This window comes from Streptomyces sp. NBC_00370 (genome assembly GCF_036084755.1).
Taxonomy (GTDB): Bacteria; Actinomycetota; Actinomycetes; order Streptomycetales; family Streptomycetaceae; genus Streptomyces.
In genome coordinates, this window is sequence record NZ_CP107968.1 from 3,129,507 (window position 1) to 3,143,329 (window position 13,823).

14 protein-coding genes are annotated in these 13,823 nt (G+C 72.5%); 4 read left to right on the plus strand and 10 right to left on the minus strand.

The window, feature by feature from the left end; genetic code table 11:
• Positions 1-4: 4 nt before the first annotated feature.
• From OHS57_RS13815 to OHS57_RS13830, 4 genes are all read right to left on the minus strand, one after another.
• Positions 5-1,156 carry a TIGR03364 family FAD-dependent oxidoreductase gene (locus tag OHS57_RS13815; protein WP_328582113.1) on the minus strand — a complete coding sequence of 384 codons (1,152 nt, stop codon included), beginning with the start codon at positions 1,154-1,156 and terminating at the stop codon, positions 5-7.
• A gap of 166 nt (positions 1,157-1,322) precedes the next feature.
• Entirely contained in the window at positions 1,323-2,093 is a 771-nt protein-coding gene (locus OHS57_RS13820; RefSeq protein ID WP_328582114.1) for a GntR family transcriptional regulator, read from the minus strand.
• Between the two features lie 47 nt (positions 2,094-2,140).
• Entirely contained in the window at positions 2,141-3,121 is a 981-nt protein-coding gene (locus OHS57_RS13825; protein ID WP_328582115.1) for a hypothetical protein, read from the minus strand.
• 136 nt (positions 3,122-3,257) lie between these two features.
• Entirely contained in the window at positions 3,258-4,541 is a 1,284-nt protein-coding gene (locus tag OHS57_RS13830; protein ID WP_328582116.1) for an ROK family transcriptional regulator, read from the minus strand.
• Positions 4,542-4,596: 55 nt separating this feature from the next.
• Here OHS57_RS13830 and OHS57_RS13835 point away from each other — a divergent pair, with 55 nt between their 5' ends.
• Together OHS57_RS13835 and OHS57_RS13840 are read left to right on the plus strand one after the other, a co-directional pair.
• Positions 4,597-5,700, plus strand: a complete 1,104-nt coding sequence (locus tag OHS57_RS13835; protein WP_328582117.1) for a Gfo/Idh/MocA family oxidoreductase — start codon at positions 4,597-4,599, stop codon at positions 5,698-5,700.
• Positions 5,697-6,170 (plus strand): heme-degrading domain-containing protein, encoded by a 474-nt coding sequence (locus tag OHS57_RS13840; RefSeq protein WP_328582118.1) that lies wholly within the window; start codon positions 5,697-5,699, stop codon positions 6,168-6,170. The genes OHS57_RS13835 and OHS57_RS13840 overlap by 4 nt, the downstream gene beginning before the upstream one ends.
• Positions 6,171-6,239: 69 nt before the next feature.
• Here OHS57_RS13840 and OHS57_RS13845 read toward each other — a convergent pair whose 3' ends face one another.
• Complete coding sequence (locus OHS57_RS13845; protein WP_328582119.1) at positions 6,240-7,178, minus strand: SDR family NAD(P)-dependent oxidoreductase; 939 nt, start codon at positions 7,176-7,178, stop codon at positions 6,240-6,242.
• A 178-nt stretch (positions 7,179-7,356) separates the two neighbouring features.
• Between OHS57_RS13845 and OHS57_RS13850 the strand changes: the two genes are divergently transcribed.
• Positions 7,357-8,358 carry a helix-turn-helix transcriptional regulator gene (locus OHS57_RS13850; RefSeq protein WP_328582120.1) on the plus strand — a complete coding sequence of 334 codons (1,002 nt, stop codon included), beginning with the start codon at positions 7,357-7,359 and terminating at the stop codon, positions 8,356-8,358.
• Here OHS57_RS13850 and OHS57_RS13855 read toward each other — a convergent pair.
• From OHS57_RS13855 to OHS57_RS13875, 5 genes are all read right to left on the minus strand, one after another.
• Entirely contained in the window at positions 8,345-9,208 is an 864-nt protein-coding gene (locus OHS57_RS13855; protein ID WP_328582121.1) for a fumarylacetoacetate hydrolase family protein, read from the minus strand. The genes OHS57_RS13850 and OHS57_RS13855 overlap by 14 nt on opposite strands.
• 184 nt (positions 9,209-9,392) lie before the next feature.
• Positions 9,393-10,160, minus strand: coding sequence for a YidC/Oxa1 family membrane protein insertase (locus tag OHS57_RS13860; RefSeq protein WP_041989244.1), 768 nt, complete (start codon positions 10,158-10,160; stop codon positions 9,393-9,395).
• A 99-nt stretch (positions 10,161-10,259) separates the two neighbouring features.
• Complete coding sequence (locus OHS57_RS13865; protein ID WP_328582122.1) at positions 10,260-10,598, minus strand: DUF6412 domain-containing protein; 339 nt, start codon at positions 10,596-10,598, stop codon at positions 10,260-10,262.
• A gap of 169 nt (positions 10,599-10,767) precedes the next feature.
• Positions 10,768-12,282 (minus strand): sodium:solute symporter family protein, encoded by a 1,515-nt coding sequence (locus OHS57_RS13870; RefSeq protein ID WP_328582123.1) that lies wholly within the window; start codon positions 12,280-12,282, stop codon positions 10,768-10,770.
• Positions 12,279-12,527, minus strand: a complete 249-nt coding sequence (locus OHS57_RS13875) for a DUF3311 domain-containing protein (protein WP_063779649.1) — start codon at positions 12,525-12,527, stop codon at positions 12,279-12,281. The genes OHS57_RS13870 and OHS57_RS13875 overlap by 4 nt, the downstream gene beginning before the upstream one ends.
• 174 nt (positions 12,528-12,701) lie before the next feature.
• Between OHS57_RS13875 and OHS57_RS13880 the strand changes: the two genes are divergently transcribed.
• On the plus strand, positions 12,702-13,700 hold the full coding sequence (locus OHS57_RS13880) for an SEC-C domain-containing protein (RefSeq protein ID WP_041996200.1): 999 nt from the start codon (positions 12,702-12,704) through the stop codon (positions 13,698-13,700).
• Positions 13,701-13,823 lie beyond the last annotated feature (123 nt).

A 13,823-nucleotide genomic window follows, 5' to 3' on the forward strand; every position in this document is an offset into this window, starting at 1 on the left:
TTCCTCACCAGCCCAGTTCGTTCGCGGTTGTCTCGGCGATGGCGGGCGCGCAGGTCATCCCGCGTCCGCCGGGCCCCGTCACCAGCCACACCCCGTCGCGTACCTGCTCGCGGTGGACGACCCGGCTGGTGTCGACGCACTGCGCGTACACCCCGGCCCAGCGCCGCCGGATCCTCGGCAGCGGCCGTCCGACGAACGACTCGACGACGGTCGTGAGGTGTTCGTACGGATCGGCCAGCAGGTCGAAGTCGAAGGGGTGGTCGTAGGCGTGGGTGTCGCCGATGGTCAGCCCGCCGTCGAGGCGCTGCACCATGAGCAGTTGCATCCGGTGTTCGTCGGCGACGGGGGTCTGCGGCTGACCGGAGTTGAGCGCGTCGAGCGCCTCTCCGGCGTACGCGGGGTAGTAGCGGAAGCTGTCGGCGTCGGCCACCGACGTGGTCAGCTCCTCGCCGAGCGGGTCGGTCTGCATCATCTGCAACCGGACGCGCCGTACGGGCAGTTCGGGGGCGAGTTCGCGGACGAGCCCGCCGAGCCAGGCGCCCGTGCACAGCACGACGGCGTCGCCGGTGTGCACATCGCCGTGGTCGTCCCGTACGGCCGGACCGCTGCCCGCGCCGGACCCCGTACGGCCGGGCTCGATGACCTCGCGGACCTCGCGCCCGCCGAGGTAGCTGTACCGCCCGGATGCCAGCAGGGCTTCCTTCAGGGCGAGTTGGGCGGTGCGCGGCTCGACGGCCGCGTCCCGCTCGCACCACAGCGCCGCGGTGAAGTCGCCGCGCAGGGCGGGGTTGAGTGCGCGCGCCTCGTCGGCGCCGAGCAGCTTGTGGCCGCGCGGACCGGCGTCGGCACGTGCGGTCACCGCCTCGGCGACGGCCAGCTCCAGCTCGGTGCGTACGGGGGTGAGCGAGCCGTTGGCCCGGAAGCCGACGCCGGGCACCCGGCCGCCGATCTCCTCCCACAGCTCACGGGCGCGCAGGGCCGTCTCCAGCTCCTCGCCGCCCGCACGGCCACTGACCCAGATCTGCCCGAAATTACGCAGCGAAGCCCCGCGCGCCTCACTCTCGCGCTCGATCTGTACGACCTCGTGACCACGGCTGATTGCGTGCCAGGCGTGCATGGTTCCCACCACGCCGGCTCCTACGACGATGACTCTCACGGCGGCAACGCTCCTCGCGACGGGTGGCTCACGGCGGTCCGGTCGGCGACGGGACGGTGAACGACGCCCCAAGCTTGGACCAGACCCGTTACGTTCTCGTTATACACGGCGGCTCCTGAGGAACCGTCGTGGGACCCCGGCGTCAGGTCTTGCGTCAGGCCTGGCGTCAGGCCTGGCGGGGCGTGCCCAGGTGGGCGGAGAAGCTGAACCGGTCGCCCCGGAAGAGGGTGCGCACCCGCTCCAGGGGGAGCCCGTCGGTGTCCCGCGAGACCCGGTGGATCAGCAGCATGGGGAGAGCGGGCGGCGTGCCGATGAGCAGGGCTTCGCGCGGGGTGGCGAGGACCGTTTCGATGCGTTCGTCGGCGTCCCCGAAGGCGACGCCGAGCCGGTCGCTCAGATAGCCGTAGAAGGACGAGTCCGGATCGAAGTCCGTGTCGAGGGACGGCACCCGGGCCACCGAGACGTACGTGCTCTCCAGGCCGACCCGCTCGTCGTCGGCGAGCAGCACCCGCTCCATGTGCCAGACGGGTTCACCGAGCGCGGCGCCGGTCTCGGCCGCCAGTGCGGGGGTGCAGGGGAAGCGGTCGAGGGAGATCAGCGCACGGCCCGGGGTGCGGCCCTGGCGGCGGACCCCCTCGGTGTAGCTGGCGAGCGACAGCGGCTGCTCCAGCTTCGGTCCCGCGACGACCGTGCCCCGGCCCTGGCGGCGGAGCCGTCCCTCCAGGAGCAGTTCGCGCAGCGCCTGCCGCACGGTCTCGCGTGACACCTCGTACCGCACGGCGAGGTCGCGCTCGGTGGGCAGCAGGCCCCCTTCGCCCAACTCGTCGATCAGCAGCGCGACATGCGCCTTGACCGCGTAGTACTTGGGGATCCGGCCGTGCTCAGGGATCCCGGAGCGAACGGGTGCGCCAGGTGCCTGGTCGTAGGGGTAGTCCACGGGGGGATGTTCGCACGTGGCGGTGGGACGGGCCGGAGCGGGCCAGGTCAGCGCCGTACGGTACGCAGGCGGCGGATGCCTACGAACAGCGCGACGCCCGCGACGAGCAGCGCCGCGCCCGCCGCGGTACGGCCGAGCAGGCCGCCGAGGCCCGTGCTGGCGAGTTCGGGGAGGCCGGGGGCGTGCGAGGCGGTGTCGCCCGAGGGGCGGCCGGACGGCTCGTGGCTGCCTGGCGCTTGGGTGCCGGGTTCCTGGGTGCCGGGGCGGGTGGGGGCGGCGGAGCCGTCGGCCGTGCTGTCGTTCGTGCTGTCGTTCGTCGGACCGGCGGTCTCGTCCGTGCCTCGGGGCGTCCCGGTGTCGGTGCCTGTTCCGGTGTCGGTGCCTGTTCCGGTGTCCGTGTCGCCCGATGCCGTGCTGTCCTCGGGCTCGTCGCCCTTCTCCACCACCGCGAAGCGGTAGGCGTTGGACTCACCGACCCAGTCACCGTCGTCACCCCGGCGCTGCACGGTCGCCGCGCTGACGGCGATCTCGTTCGGCCGCGCGGCGCCGGTGAAGACGAATCGGGCGCGGACCGTGACCGTCCCGCCGGGCGGTACGACGAATCCGGCGGTACGGGCGTCGAGGACGCCGATCGTCTCGTCCTCGTCGGACTTCTCCAGCGCCAGCGGACGCCAGTGCCCCTTCGGGTCGGTGAGTTCCAGCCGTACCTGCGCCGTGGTGAGGGCCCGCTCCCGGTCGGTGAGCACGACGACGGGGTGGATGTCGCGGCACAGCGCGTGGGTGGTGTTGGTGAGGTCGAGGTACCAGGTGCCGGGGCCGCCGCCGGCCCGGTAGCTGTCCGGGCCGCCGTGGATCCGGGTCTTGATGGGGAACGCGCGGTCCGACTCCTTGCCGCAGCCCGGCGCGGGTGCGTGGGCCTGCGCCCGTGCCTGTTCCGGCGCGTGTGCCTGCGCCTGCGCGGCCACGACGGGCGGCGCGAGGACGGCGGCGGTGATTCCGATGGTCAGAGCGGCGTGACGCAGTCGCATGGGGAGTCGCCTTTGCTGATCGCGGGCGGTCGGCAGCGGGCCCTGGACGGGTGTCAGCCCCCGACGCTGCCACGCCCGTGCGGACCGCCCCCGCAGCCACGACCAGCAAGGGGTCAGACAGTCATACGAATACGTCCTAACGGCCCAGTCTCGTCCCGTTGCTCCGCCCGAACACCGGCGCCAGGACGAGCTGCGCCGCACCCTCGGCCACCTGATGCGGGCCGCCGCCCGCCGCGGCGACGGGCACGGGGGCGCCGTCCCTGGCGCGAGCGGCGAGGACGGCCGCCACGCCCCGTACGAAGTCCTCCTGGTGCGCGTCGACCGTCCTGCCGCCGAGCAGCACCCGGTGGATGCCGAGCAGTTCGACGAGGTTCGCCGCCCCGTGCCCGAGCACCCGCGCCGCCTCCGCGGGCTCGCCGCGCGCCACAGCGGCCAGGCACAGCGCCTCGATACAGCCGTGGTTCCCGCAGTGGCACAGCGGCCCGTCGAGCTGGACGACCTGGTGACCGAACTCGCCCGCGCCGGTGTGGTCGCCCCGGTGCAGTACGCCGTCGAGCACGAGTCCCGCGCCGAGCCCCGTACCGAGGTGCAGGTAGGCGAAGGAGTCGCCGGGGCCGCGCGGGGCGAGGCCCAGGGCCGCCGCGTTGGTGTCCTTGTCGAGGACGACCGGCAGGCCGAGCCGGTCGGCGAGGGTGGCGCGCAGCGGGAAGCCCGCCCACTGCGGGAAGCCGGTGATCCGGCGGGTGACGCCGGTGGTGTGGTCGAGGGGGCCCGGCATGGCGACCCCGACGCCGAGCGGCTCCCCCACGCCACTGGACGCGGGCGCCGGCCGCGCCACCCCTGCCCCCGCCGCGTCAGCCGGTGCGGCGTCGGCCCGTACCGCGTCCGCCCGTACCGCGTCCGCCCGTACCGCCGCGACCTGCGCTGCGACCTCCGCCACCACCCGCTCGGCGCCCGCGCCGAGGTCGAGCGGGCTCGTCCTGACCGCGACCCGGGTGCCCGCCAGGTCGACCAGGACGGCGGTCAGCTCGTCGCGGTCCAGGTGCAGCCCCACGGCGTGCGCGGCCGAAGGCACGAGGCGCAGCACCGTACGGGGCTTACCGCCGGTGGAGGCCCGGCGGCCGGCCTCGGCGGCCAGCCCGTCGGCGCGCAGTCTCGCGGTGATCTTGCTGACCGCCTGCGGGGTGAGCCCGGTGCGCTCGGCCAGCTCCAGCCTGCTGATACCGGCGGCCCCCGCCGCACGGAGCAGGTCGAGCACGAGCGCCGCGTTGTGCCCGCGCAGCACCGGGAGATTGGCCCCGGGCCCGGCCCACTCGCCGGCTGCCGCGCCGCTCGTCCCGGCCGCTGCCGTACCGCCCTTCCCGCCGATTGCGGCGCTGTCCTTCCCGGCCACCCCGTCGCTTCTCTCCGCGCTCTCCACCCGGCCATTGTCCCCCGCTCTTGCACTTTGGCAACAGCGTTGCTTAAGTGGAGGCATGACTGAGACAGGGACTGACACCCGCGCCCCGCTGCGCGTCGGACTCGTGGGCTACGGCCTCGCGGGGTCCGTCTTCCACGCCCCGCTGATCACCGCGACGGACGGACTCGTCCTCGACACGATCGTCACGTCGAGCGAGGAGCGCAGGGCGCAGGCACGCGCCGAGTTCCCCGACGTCCGCTTCGCCGGATCGCCCGACGAACTGTGGTCGCGCGCGGACGAGTTGGACCTGACCGTCATCGCTTCCCCCAACAAGACCCATGTGCCGATCGCGACCGCCGCGCTCAAGGCGGGACTGCCGGTCGTCGTGGACAAGCCGATCGCCGGAACGGCCGCCGAGGCGCGGGAGTTGGCAGGCATCGCCGAGGAGCGCGGACTGCTGCTCTCGGTCTTCCAGAACCGCCGCTGGGACAACGACTTCCGTACGGTCGCCCGGCTGATCGAGACCGGTCAGCTCGGTGACGTCCAGCGCTTCGAGTCCCGTTTCGAGCGCTGGCGGCCCCAACTGAAGGGCGGCTGGCGCGAGTCGGGTGCGCCCGAGGAGATCGGCGGACTGCTGTACGACCTCGGCAGCCATGTCGTCGACCAGGCGCTGACGCTGTTCGGCCCGGCGGTACGGGTCTACGCGGAGTCGGACGTACGCCGGCCGGGGGCCGAGGCCGACGACGACACGTTCATCGCGATCACGCACGCGAGCGGGGTCCGCTCGCATCTGTACGCGAGCGCGACGACCGCCCAACTCGGCCCGCGCTTCCGGGTGCTGGGCTCGGCGGCCGGCTATGTGAAGTACGGCCTCGACCCGCAGGAGGCGGAGCTGCGCGAGGGCAGGCGCCCGGTGGCCGGGGAGAGCTGGGGCGAGGAGCCCGAATCGGCCTGGGGCCGGCTCGGCGCCGGCGAGTCGCCGCTGACGGGCGGCGGCACTCCCGTAAGGACAGAGGCCGGGGACTACCCGGCGTACTACGCGGCGGTCGCCACGGCGCTGCGCGACGGCGCCGCACCGCCGGTGACCGCGTACGAGGCGGCGGCGACGCTCGACGTCCTGGAGGCGGCCCGCCGCTCGGCGCGCGAAGGCATCACCGTCACCCTGGAGGCCCGCTCATGAACACCGCACCCACCTTCTCGGTCGAAGAAATCGAAGCGCAGGAGCGGGAGTTGGTGCTCCCCCACTTCACGTACGAGGACGCCTGGCGGCTCGGCGGCCTGCTGGCCGAAGCGGCGCGCGCCGCCGAAGCCCCCGTCGCGATCGACATCCGGCGCGGCGCCCAGCAGCTTTTCCACTGCGCCCTGCCCGGCTCCAGCGCGGACAACGACGCCTGGATCGACCGCAAGCGCCGGGTGGTCGAGCGCTACGGCGAGAGTTCGCTGCTGGTCGGCAGCCGTTTCCGCGCGAAGGGCTCGACGTTCGAGGAGTCGTCCCGGCTCGACCCCGACGCGTACGCGGCGCACGGCGGTTCGTTCCCGATCGCGGTCCGTGGCGCCGGTGTCATCGGCACCGTGACCGTCTCCGGACTGCCCCAGACGGCGGACCACGCGATGGTCGTAGCGGCCCTGACGCAGCTGCTGAACGACTGACAGTTCAGGCTGCCGGTTCACGCCGCCAGTACAGCGCGCCGGTTCACGCCGCGAGTTCACGCCGCCGGTTCAGGCCGCGGCGAGCAGGTCCAGCGACACCTGCCACAGCCGCGCCGCCGCCTCCGGGTCGCGGGCGTGGTCGGCCACACCCTTGCGCGGGCCGCCCGGTACGTAACGGGCGGCCTCGTTGCAGTCGTCGAAGTACCGGCCGCCCACGCCTTCGAGCCGGGGCGAGGTCGCCAGCAGCACGGATGTGGCCGCGCCCTGCTCGGGCGTCTTGAACTCGTAGCCCGAGGCGACGGCCGCGTCCAGCTCCTCCGTGCTCATGTGACGCGTCAGGTTCGTCAGGACGGCGCCCGGGTGTGCGGCGTTGACCGTGATCCCCTCGTCCGACCAGCGCCGGTTCGCCTCCACGGCGAACAGGGCGTTGGCCGTCTTCGACTGGCCGTAGGCGACCGCCGGGTCGTACGGGCGCCGACGGAAGTTGATGTCGTCGAAGTCGACCGGTGTCTCCACATGCCCGACGGAGCTGAGCGACACGACACGGGCCCGTCCTGCGGCGGCGAGCGCCGCGTGCAGCCCGGTGGTCAGGGCGAAGTGGCCGAGGTGGTTGGTGGCGAGCTGCAGCTCCCAGCCCTCCCGGGTCCGGCGCTCGGGTGTGTACATCACGCCCGCGTTGTTGACGAGGATGTGCAGCGGCCCCTCCCAGCCGGCGACGAACGCGGCGACCGACGCCTGGTCGGAGAGGTCCAGCGGTGCGACGTGGAGCTGCTTGCTGCCAGTGGTCGCCGTGACGTCGTCGGCGGTGCGCCGCCCCGCCTCGACGTCACGCACCGCGAGCGTCACCTCGGCGCCCGCCCCTGCGAGGGCCCGTACCGTCTCGACACCGATGCCGGAGGCACCGCCGGTGACGACGGCGCGGCGGCCGGTGAGGTCGACGCCTGCCACGACGTCGGCCGCCGTGGACTTCGCGTTGAACGACGTGGTGATGAGATTGAACTCAGTCATGGGATGTCCTGTCTGTCACGTCCGAAGAGCTCGGCCCGTGCTTCCAGGCAACCACGCGACGGCCCCCTCAGCCACGGCGGAGAGTGACCTGCCCGTGCCCCGGGCCCGGCGTACCGGGGGTCCGGCAGAACCCCTCTCGTGAGGCGCGCCGGCCGGGGGCCGTGCCTACGCTGGGACCATGGGCGGCGACAACGGGACGGGCGGCACGGCGAACGGCAGCGCGGCGGCGGGCGGCGGCAACTCCGAGCTGCGGGAATTCCTGCGCTCGCGCCGCGCCCGGATCACCCCCGAGGAAGCGGGCCTGCCCCCGCAGCCCGGCAGCCGCCGGGTGCCGGGGCTGCGCCGCGAGGAGGTCGCGCAGCTCGCGGGCGTGAGCATGGACTACTACGTACGTCTTGAGCGCGGCCGCAATCTGCATGTCTCCGAGAGCGTGCTGGACGCCGTCGCCCGCGCGCTGCGGCTGAACGAGACCGAGCGCGGCCATCTCTTCACCCTCGCCAGGCCCACCCGTACCCGCCGCAGGCCGCTGCCGCCGCAGCGGGTGCGCCCCGGCCTGTACCGGGTCCTGGAGACGATCACCGAGACCCCGGCGCTGGTGCTCGGCCGCCGGCTCGACGTACTCGCAGCCAACCGGATGGCCCGCGCGCTGTACACCGACTTCGACGCGCTGCCGCACCGCGAGCGCAACATGGCGCGCTTCGCGTTCCTCGACGAGGGCGCCCGCGCGATGTACGGCGACTGGGACCAGGCGGGCCGCAGCATGGTCGCTTCCCTGCACCTGTACGCGGGCCGGCACCCGGACGATCCGCAGCTCGCCGAGCTGATCGGCGAACTGTCCCTGCGCAGCGAGGACTTCCGGCACTGGTGGGCGGACCACGACGTACTGCGCCACTCGCACGGGGTGAAGGTGTACCACCACCCGGTGGTCGGTGATCTCACGCTGAACTACGAGGCGTTCACCCCGAACGACGACCCGGAGCAGACGCTCGGCATCCACACGGCGGAGGCGGGCTCACCGTCGGAGCAGGCGCTGCGGCTGCTGGCGGCGTGGAGCAGCGAGAGCCTGGGGGCGGACGGGGGCGACGGAACCGGCAGGTCCGGCAGGTCCGGGGGCGGCGGGGACGAGACCGCCGCCCCCGGACCTGCCGCCGCCCCCGCCAAGGGCGCTACGCGTCCTTGAACTCCTGGCGCTGCCGGCCAAGGCCCTCGATCTCCAGCTCCACCACGTCACCGGCCCGCAGATACGGCTTCGGCTCCGGCTGTCCCATCGCCACACCCGCCGGCGTACCGGTGTTGATGACGTCGCCCGGGTAGAGCGTCATGAACTGGCTGACGTACCGCACGACCTCCCCCACCGGGAAGATCTGGTCGGCCGTCGTACCGTCCTGCCGGACCTGGCCGTTGACGCTGAGCTTCATGGCCAGTGCCTGCGGGTCGGGCACCTCGTCGGCCGTGACCAGCCACGGGCCGAGCGGGTTGAACGTCTCGCAGTTCTTGCCCTTGTCCCACGTGCCGCCGCGCTCGATCTGGAACTCGCGCTCGGAGACGTCGTTGGACACGGCGTACGCGCCGACGTGCGCGAGCCCGTCCTCCGCCGAGTCCAGATAGCGGGCCGTGCGGCCGATGACGACCGCCAGCTCGACCTCCCAGTCGGTCTTGACGCTCTTGCGCGGTACGAGCACGGTGTCATCAGGTCCGACGACTGTGTCCGGCGCCTTGAAGAAGATGATCGGCTCGGGCGGGGCCTCCGCGCCGGTCTCCCGGGCGTGGTCGTGGTAGTTCAGCCCGATGCATACGATCTTTCCGATCCGGCCGAGCGGCGGGCCCACCCGCTGCCCGGCGCCGCCCTCCAGCACGGGCAGTTCGCCCGCCGCCGCGGCCGCCCTGATCCGGTCGAGCGCGTCGCCGTCGGCGAGCAGCGCCCCTTCGATGTCCGTGACCTGGCCCGACAGGTCGCGCAGGGTCGTACCGTCCTGGTCGAGCAGCGCCGGCCGTTCGGCGCCTGCCGTACCGACACGCAGCAGCTTCATGTATCTGACTCCCTCTGGTCGCACGTGCCCCGGCCGACGGGTGCGGCCGTCGGCGGGATCGTCCGATCGTCCAAGACATCCGATCACTGTGCAAGGGCCGATTCACACCGTGGACCGGGTCCGCACCCCCGGCCGGTGAGCGACCGCAGCCCCGGCCGGAACCGGGCCACCCGCCCGGCCGGTGTCAGACGGCGGGCGACAGGGCTCCGACGGCGGGCATGTCGCGGTAGAGGAAGTACCGCTCGCAAGCCGTCCATGTGGTGCTCGTCACGACGTACAGCGCGGCGGCCAGCGGTACGAAGCCGACGGTGAACAGCGTCGCGAAGGACATCAGCGGCATCAGCTTCGTCATGGCCCCGAGCCCGGCGACGGGCGCCCCGTCGGGTCCGGCGGCCGCCGGGGCGGGCGACTTGGCGAGCTGGATCTTCATCCGCCGGTAGTTGAACGTGGCGACACCCGCGACGATCGCGAAGAGCGCCAGATACACGAGCCCCGCCCCGCCGAACAGCCCGCCGTGCGCCAGCGCGTCGCTCCAGCGGTCGCCGAGCGGGGCGGCGAAGAGGTGGTGGTCGAGCAGCCCGTTGGGCCCGTCACCGATCTGCTTGCGCGAGAAGAGGTGGTACATCAGGAAGAACGCCGGCATCTGGAAGAGCCCCGGCAGGCAGCCGGAGAGCGGGGAGACCTTCTCCTCCGCGTGCAGTTCCATGATCGCCTTCTGCAGCCGCTCACGGTCCTTGCCGTGCTTCTTGCGCAGTTCGGCGAGCTGCGGCTGGAGCCTGGCGCGCTCCTTCTGGCCACGGGCGGAGGCGCGGGAGAGCGGGTGGATGGCGAGGCGTACACAGGCGGTGAAGATGACGATCGCCGCCGCGGCCGACGAGGCGTGGAACAGCGGCTGGAGCAGATCGGCGAAATTGGTGACCAGACTGGCGAACACAGACATGAGCCAGGACATGGGAGCCCTCCGAGGGGTCTCGTCGTGCCGGATGGACAGACAACTCGGCATGACGACCCGCGGGGGGTCAGGCAGCTCAGCTAGCTGGTCGCACTGCCCCTACGCGGCCGTCGGAAGACGACGGCCGGGCGCTCGGGGCCTCGTACGCCCCCGGGCGTCGGGATCCCGCTGCGGCAGGAAGGCGGTGCGCTGCTCGCGGTCGCGCATGGCCGTACGTACCCGCTGACGCGGTACGGCGGGCACAGCGCGGGCGGAGATGACGGCGCACACGACGAGCGCGCTGCCGACCGCCGCGGTGGCGGCGAGGGCGACGGCGGCGGAGAGGCTGCCGGCGTCGACGAGCAGGACCTCGGTGAGGACGAAGAGCAGCAGCCCGGTGGGGTTGGGCAGCCGCCGGGGCAGCCGGGGCCGTGTCGGTAGCGCTGCGCTGCCGGCCATGGTGGGTGCCCCCCTCTCGCTTCGTGGGTGTCCTCAGGTGTGCTCAGGTGTCCTCCAGCCGTTATACACGACGGCCCTCGCGTACCCCGAAGGAGTTGCCAGGAGGAGTCGCCCGGAGGAGTCGCCCGGCCGGTGGGCACGGCTACCCGCGCGCAACGGGTGCGGACGGCTACCCGCGCGCAGCCGCCCCCGCCTCGTCCCGCAGCACGCCGGCGCCGGTGTCGGCGAGCACGTCACCGTCCGGCCGGGGGCCCCGACGATCGGCGGGCCCCGCGTACGTCACGGCCACCGCCACCACCAGGTTCAGGGCGAGCCCCACGATCCCCGCGTTCAGGCCCCGGACCGGATCGTGGTCGGTGAAGACCAGGGCGCACACCAGCGCCACCCCGACCGTGAGCCCGCTCAGCGCGCCGGTCAGGGTCAGCCGCCGCCACACCAGCGCGAGCAGCAGCATCGGCAGCAGCTGCGCCATCCCCTCGTACGAGATGAGCGAGAGCCGCACCAGCGTGTTCGGTACGGCGTACGTCATGACGAGCGCGACCACACCGGCGACCACCACGACGACCTGTGCGGCGCCCTTCTGCCTGGCCTGCCAGCGCGGTACGAGCGACAGCACGCTGCGTCCCCACATCGTCCCGATGACCAGCATGAACACGGCCATCGGCACGACCGACGACAGTGCGGCCGCGACCCCGACCACCCCCACCACCCAGGCGGGCAGCGAGTCGACGACCAGCTTGAAGAGCGCGAGGTTCGATTCGGCGCCGGCCAGGCCGGGGACGACGAACAGCGCGGCGAGTCCGAGCAGCATCGGGACGAACAGCAGCACGTTGTAGGCGGGCAGCCAGATCGCGTTGCGCCGCAGCGCGTCGGCGCTGCGCGCGCCCAGGTAGCCGGCGACGGTGGTCGGGAAGATCACCACGGTGAGCGCGTTCATCAGGGACGTGGTGACGAACCACGCGCTGCCCATCCCGCTGTGCCCGTGCCCCGGCAGCGTCAGCCACTGGCGCTTCTCCGCGACGACGCGGTCGAGGAGCGGCCCGTACCCGTCGAAGTAGTGCAGCGGGACGTAGACGGCGAGGAACGCGAGCGTCCCGATCACCATGACGTCCTTGAGCACGGACACCCACGCGCTGCCGCGCAGCCCGCTCACGACGACGAAGCCGGTGGTCACGGCGAAGGCGATGAAATAGGCCCAGTTGAGGCTGATCGCGCCGTACGAGATGGTCGAGACGACCACGCCCATGCCGGTGATCTGGAGCTGGATGTACGGCAGCAGGAAGACGGTGGCCAGCACCGCGGTCAGCGCGCCCAGCCAGGGCCGGCCGAAGCGGTGGGCGATCATGTCGGTGATGCCGACCAGCTGGTGGCGGCGGGCGTAGCTCCAGAGCATGGGCCCGACGACGTAACCGACGGCGTACCCGCAGGACATGTACGCGACCACGTACAGCACCGGCGCGCCGAAGTCGTACCCCCAGCCGGCGCCACCCAGATAGCTGAAACTGGTGTAGCCCTCGCCGGCCATCAGCACCCAGATGAACACGGCCCCGAGGCTGCGCCCGCCCACGGACCACTCGGCGATCCCGCCGGTCTTCCCGCCCCGGCCGCGTACGGCGAGCAGGCCGAGCACGACGGTCGCGACCATGAAGACCCCGAAGATCGAGGTGGCGACGGCGGCGTTCACTCGCCGTCCTCCGGCGACTGCGGTTGGTGCCGGTGCTGGTGCTCGCGCTGCTCGATCAGCCGCTGATCGCCGCGGTAGGCGCGCCAGACGGCGAAGGGGGTGAGGAGCGTGGACACGAACAGCCAGAAGGGCAGGAAGGGAACGCCGGCGATGACGGGGTCGACGCGGTTGACCCAGGGGACGGCCACGAGGAAGAGCACGAAGGGGACGAGCAGCCAGAGCAGATGGGGACGTTGTAGGAACACGGCAGCACACTACGGGGACAGGACGAACGACCCCCCACCCGAATATGCCCCCCACCACACCGCCACCTCCTCCCCACCTCCCCTCACCTCACCTCACCCCGGCGGACCGACAGGTAACGCCCCGGACGGGAACAACACCTGCCCCGGCCCTCGGGCAGCAGTACCGTGTTGACCATGCGCCCCGACATGTCTGCCGACCACATCACGGAAGCCGAGCGCCTGCTGCGCACGGCGGCCCGGTACCCCGAGGACCACGAGCCCCTGCTCCTCCAGGCCGCCGCCCATCTGGAGCTGGCCGACGCCCGTGACCGTGCCACCGGCCTGTACGACACCCTCCTTGCGGCCTCCCCCGAACACCCCCAGCTGGTGAAGGCGCTCCAGGCCGCCAACCTCTGGGAGTACGGCCACGACGCCGAGGCCCGGGTGATCATCGACGGACTGCGCGCCGCGGAGCCGCTGGACCCGGCACCCTGGGAGATCCTGGCCGAGACGCTGGAGAAGCACGACGAGCTGGAAGCGGCCCACGACTCGTTCACCACGGCCCTGAACCTGCTCCTCACCCCGGGCGAGGAGGTCCCGTACCCCACTCACTCGCTGCTGATCGGCCGCCACCGGGTGCGCAGAATGCTGGGCCTGGCCCACGACGACTGGGACGGCCTCGCCGACCGCGTCAACCCGGCGTCCGTCACCCTGGACGAACTCCACGACCCCAAGCGCCTGTGGACCCTGGGCTCCGACAACCCCGCCGAACTCCAGGCCGAGATCACCCGCCTCCGCGCCGAACTGGGCTCCTACCGCACGGCCCTGTCCCGGCCCTTCCCGGTGGCGGTCCTGCACTGGCCGGCCCCGGAACTCACCGAACTCCTCGCCGCGTACCCGACCCTCTCCGCGGAATACCCGTCCCGCGAGGCCCACCTGTCGGCCCTGGAGACGTCCCTCCGCGAACTGGCAGCGGCAGGCACCCCCAACCTCGGCATCGTCACGGGCACGGTCCCCTCGTACGAGGCCTTCGCCGCCTCGGAAGCCACGCCCCCCTCGGACCCGTACCTCCTCCCCCAGTACGCCACAACCCTGGCAGCCCGAGGCCGAGCCACCCCCTGGCCCCCAGCCAGAAACGCCGCCTGCTGGTGCGGCTCAGGCCACCCCTACCGCGAATGCCACGGCGCCGTCTAAGACGTAGTAGCGGCAGATTCCGTCGACTGCCTGTCCTCAGTACGCGCCTTACAGTAACTTCAGGTCAACGCTGAACAATTGACGGGCTGCAACTCCCCCCACGCAGGCCCAGTCTCCTGTGTG

What these genes read in the sequence shown, in the direction of transcription:
- OHS57_RS13840 (WP_328582118.1), top strand. Translation starts at nt 5,697, where the DNA reads ATGAACACCGCACCCACCTTCTCGGTCGAAGAAATCGAAGCGCAGGAG.
- OHS57_RS13865 (WP_328582122.1), bottom strand. Translation starts at nt 10,598, where the DNA reads ATGGCCGGCAGCGCAGCGCTACCGACACGGCCCCGGCTGCCCCGGCGG.
- OHS57_RS13835 (WP_328582117.1), top strand. Translation starts at nt 4,597, where the DNA reads ATGACTGAGACAGGGACTGACACCCGCGCCCCGCTGCGCGTCGGACTC.
- OHS57_RS13850 (WP_328582120.1), top strand. Translation starts at nt 7,357, where the DNA reads ATGGGCGGCGACAACGGGACGGGCGGCACGGCGAACGGCAGCGCGGCG.
- OHS57_RS13825 (WP_328582115.1), bottom strand. Translation starts at nt 3,121, where the DNA reads ATGCGACTGCGTCACGCCGCTCTGACCATCGGAATCACCGCCGCCGTC.
- OHS57_RS13880 (WP_041996200.1), top strand. Translation starts at nt 12,702, where the DNA reads ATGCGCCCCGACATGTCTGCCGACCACATCACGGAAGCCGAGCGCCTG.
- OHS57_RS13845 (WP_328582119.1), bottom strand. Translation starts at nt 7,178, where the DNA reads ATGACTGAGTTCAATCTCATCACCACGTCGTTCAACGCGAAGTCCACG.
- OHS57_RS13860 (WP_041989244.1), bottom strand. Translation starts at nt 10,160, where the DNA reads ATGTCCTGGCTCATGTCTGTGTTCGCCAGTCTGGTCACCAATTTCGCC.
- OHS57_RS13855 (WP_328582121.1), bottom strand. Translation starts at nt 9,208, where the DNA reads ATGAAGCTGCTGCGTGTCGGTACGGCAGGCGCCGAACGGCCGGCGCTG.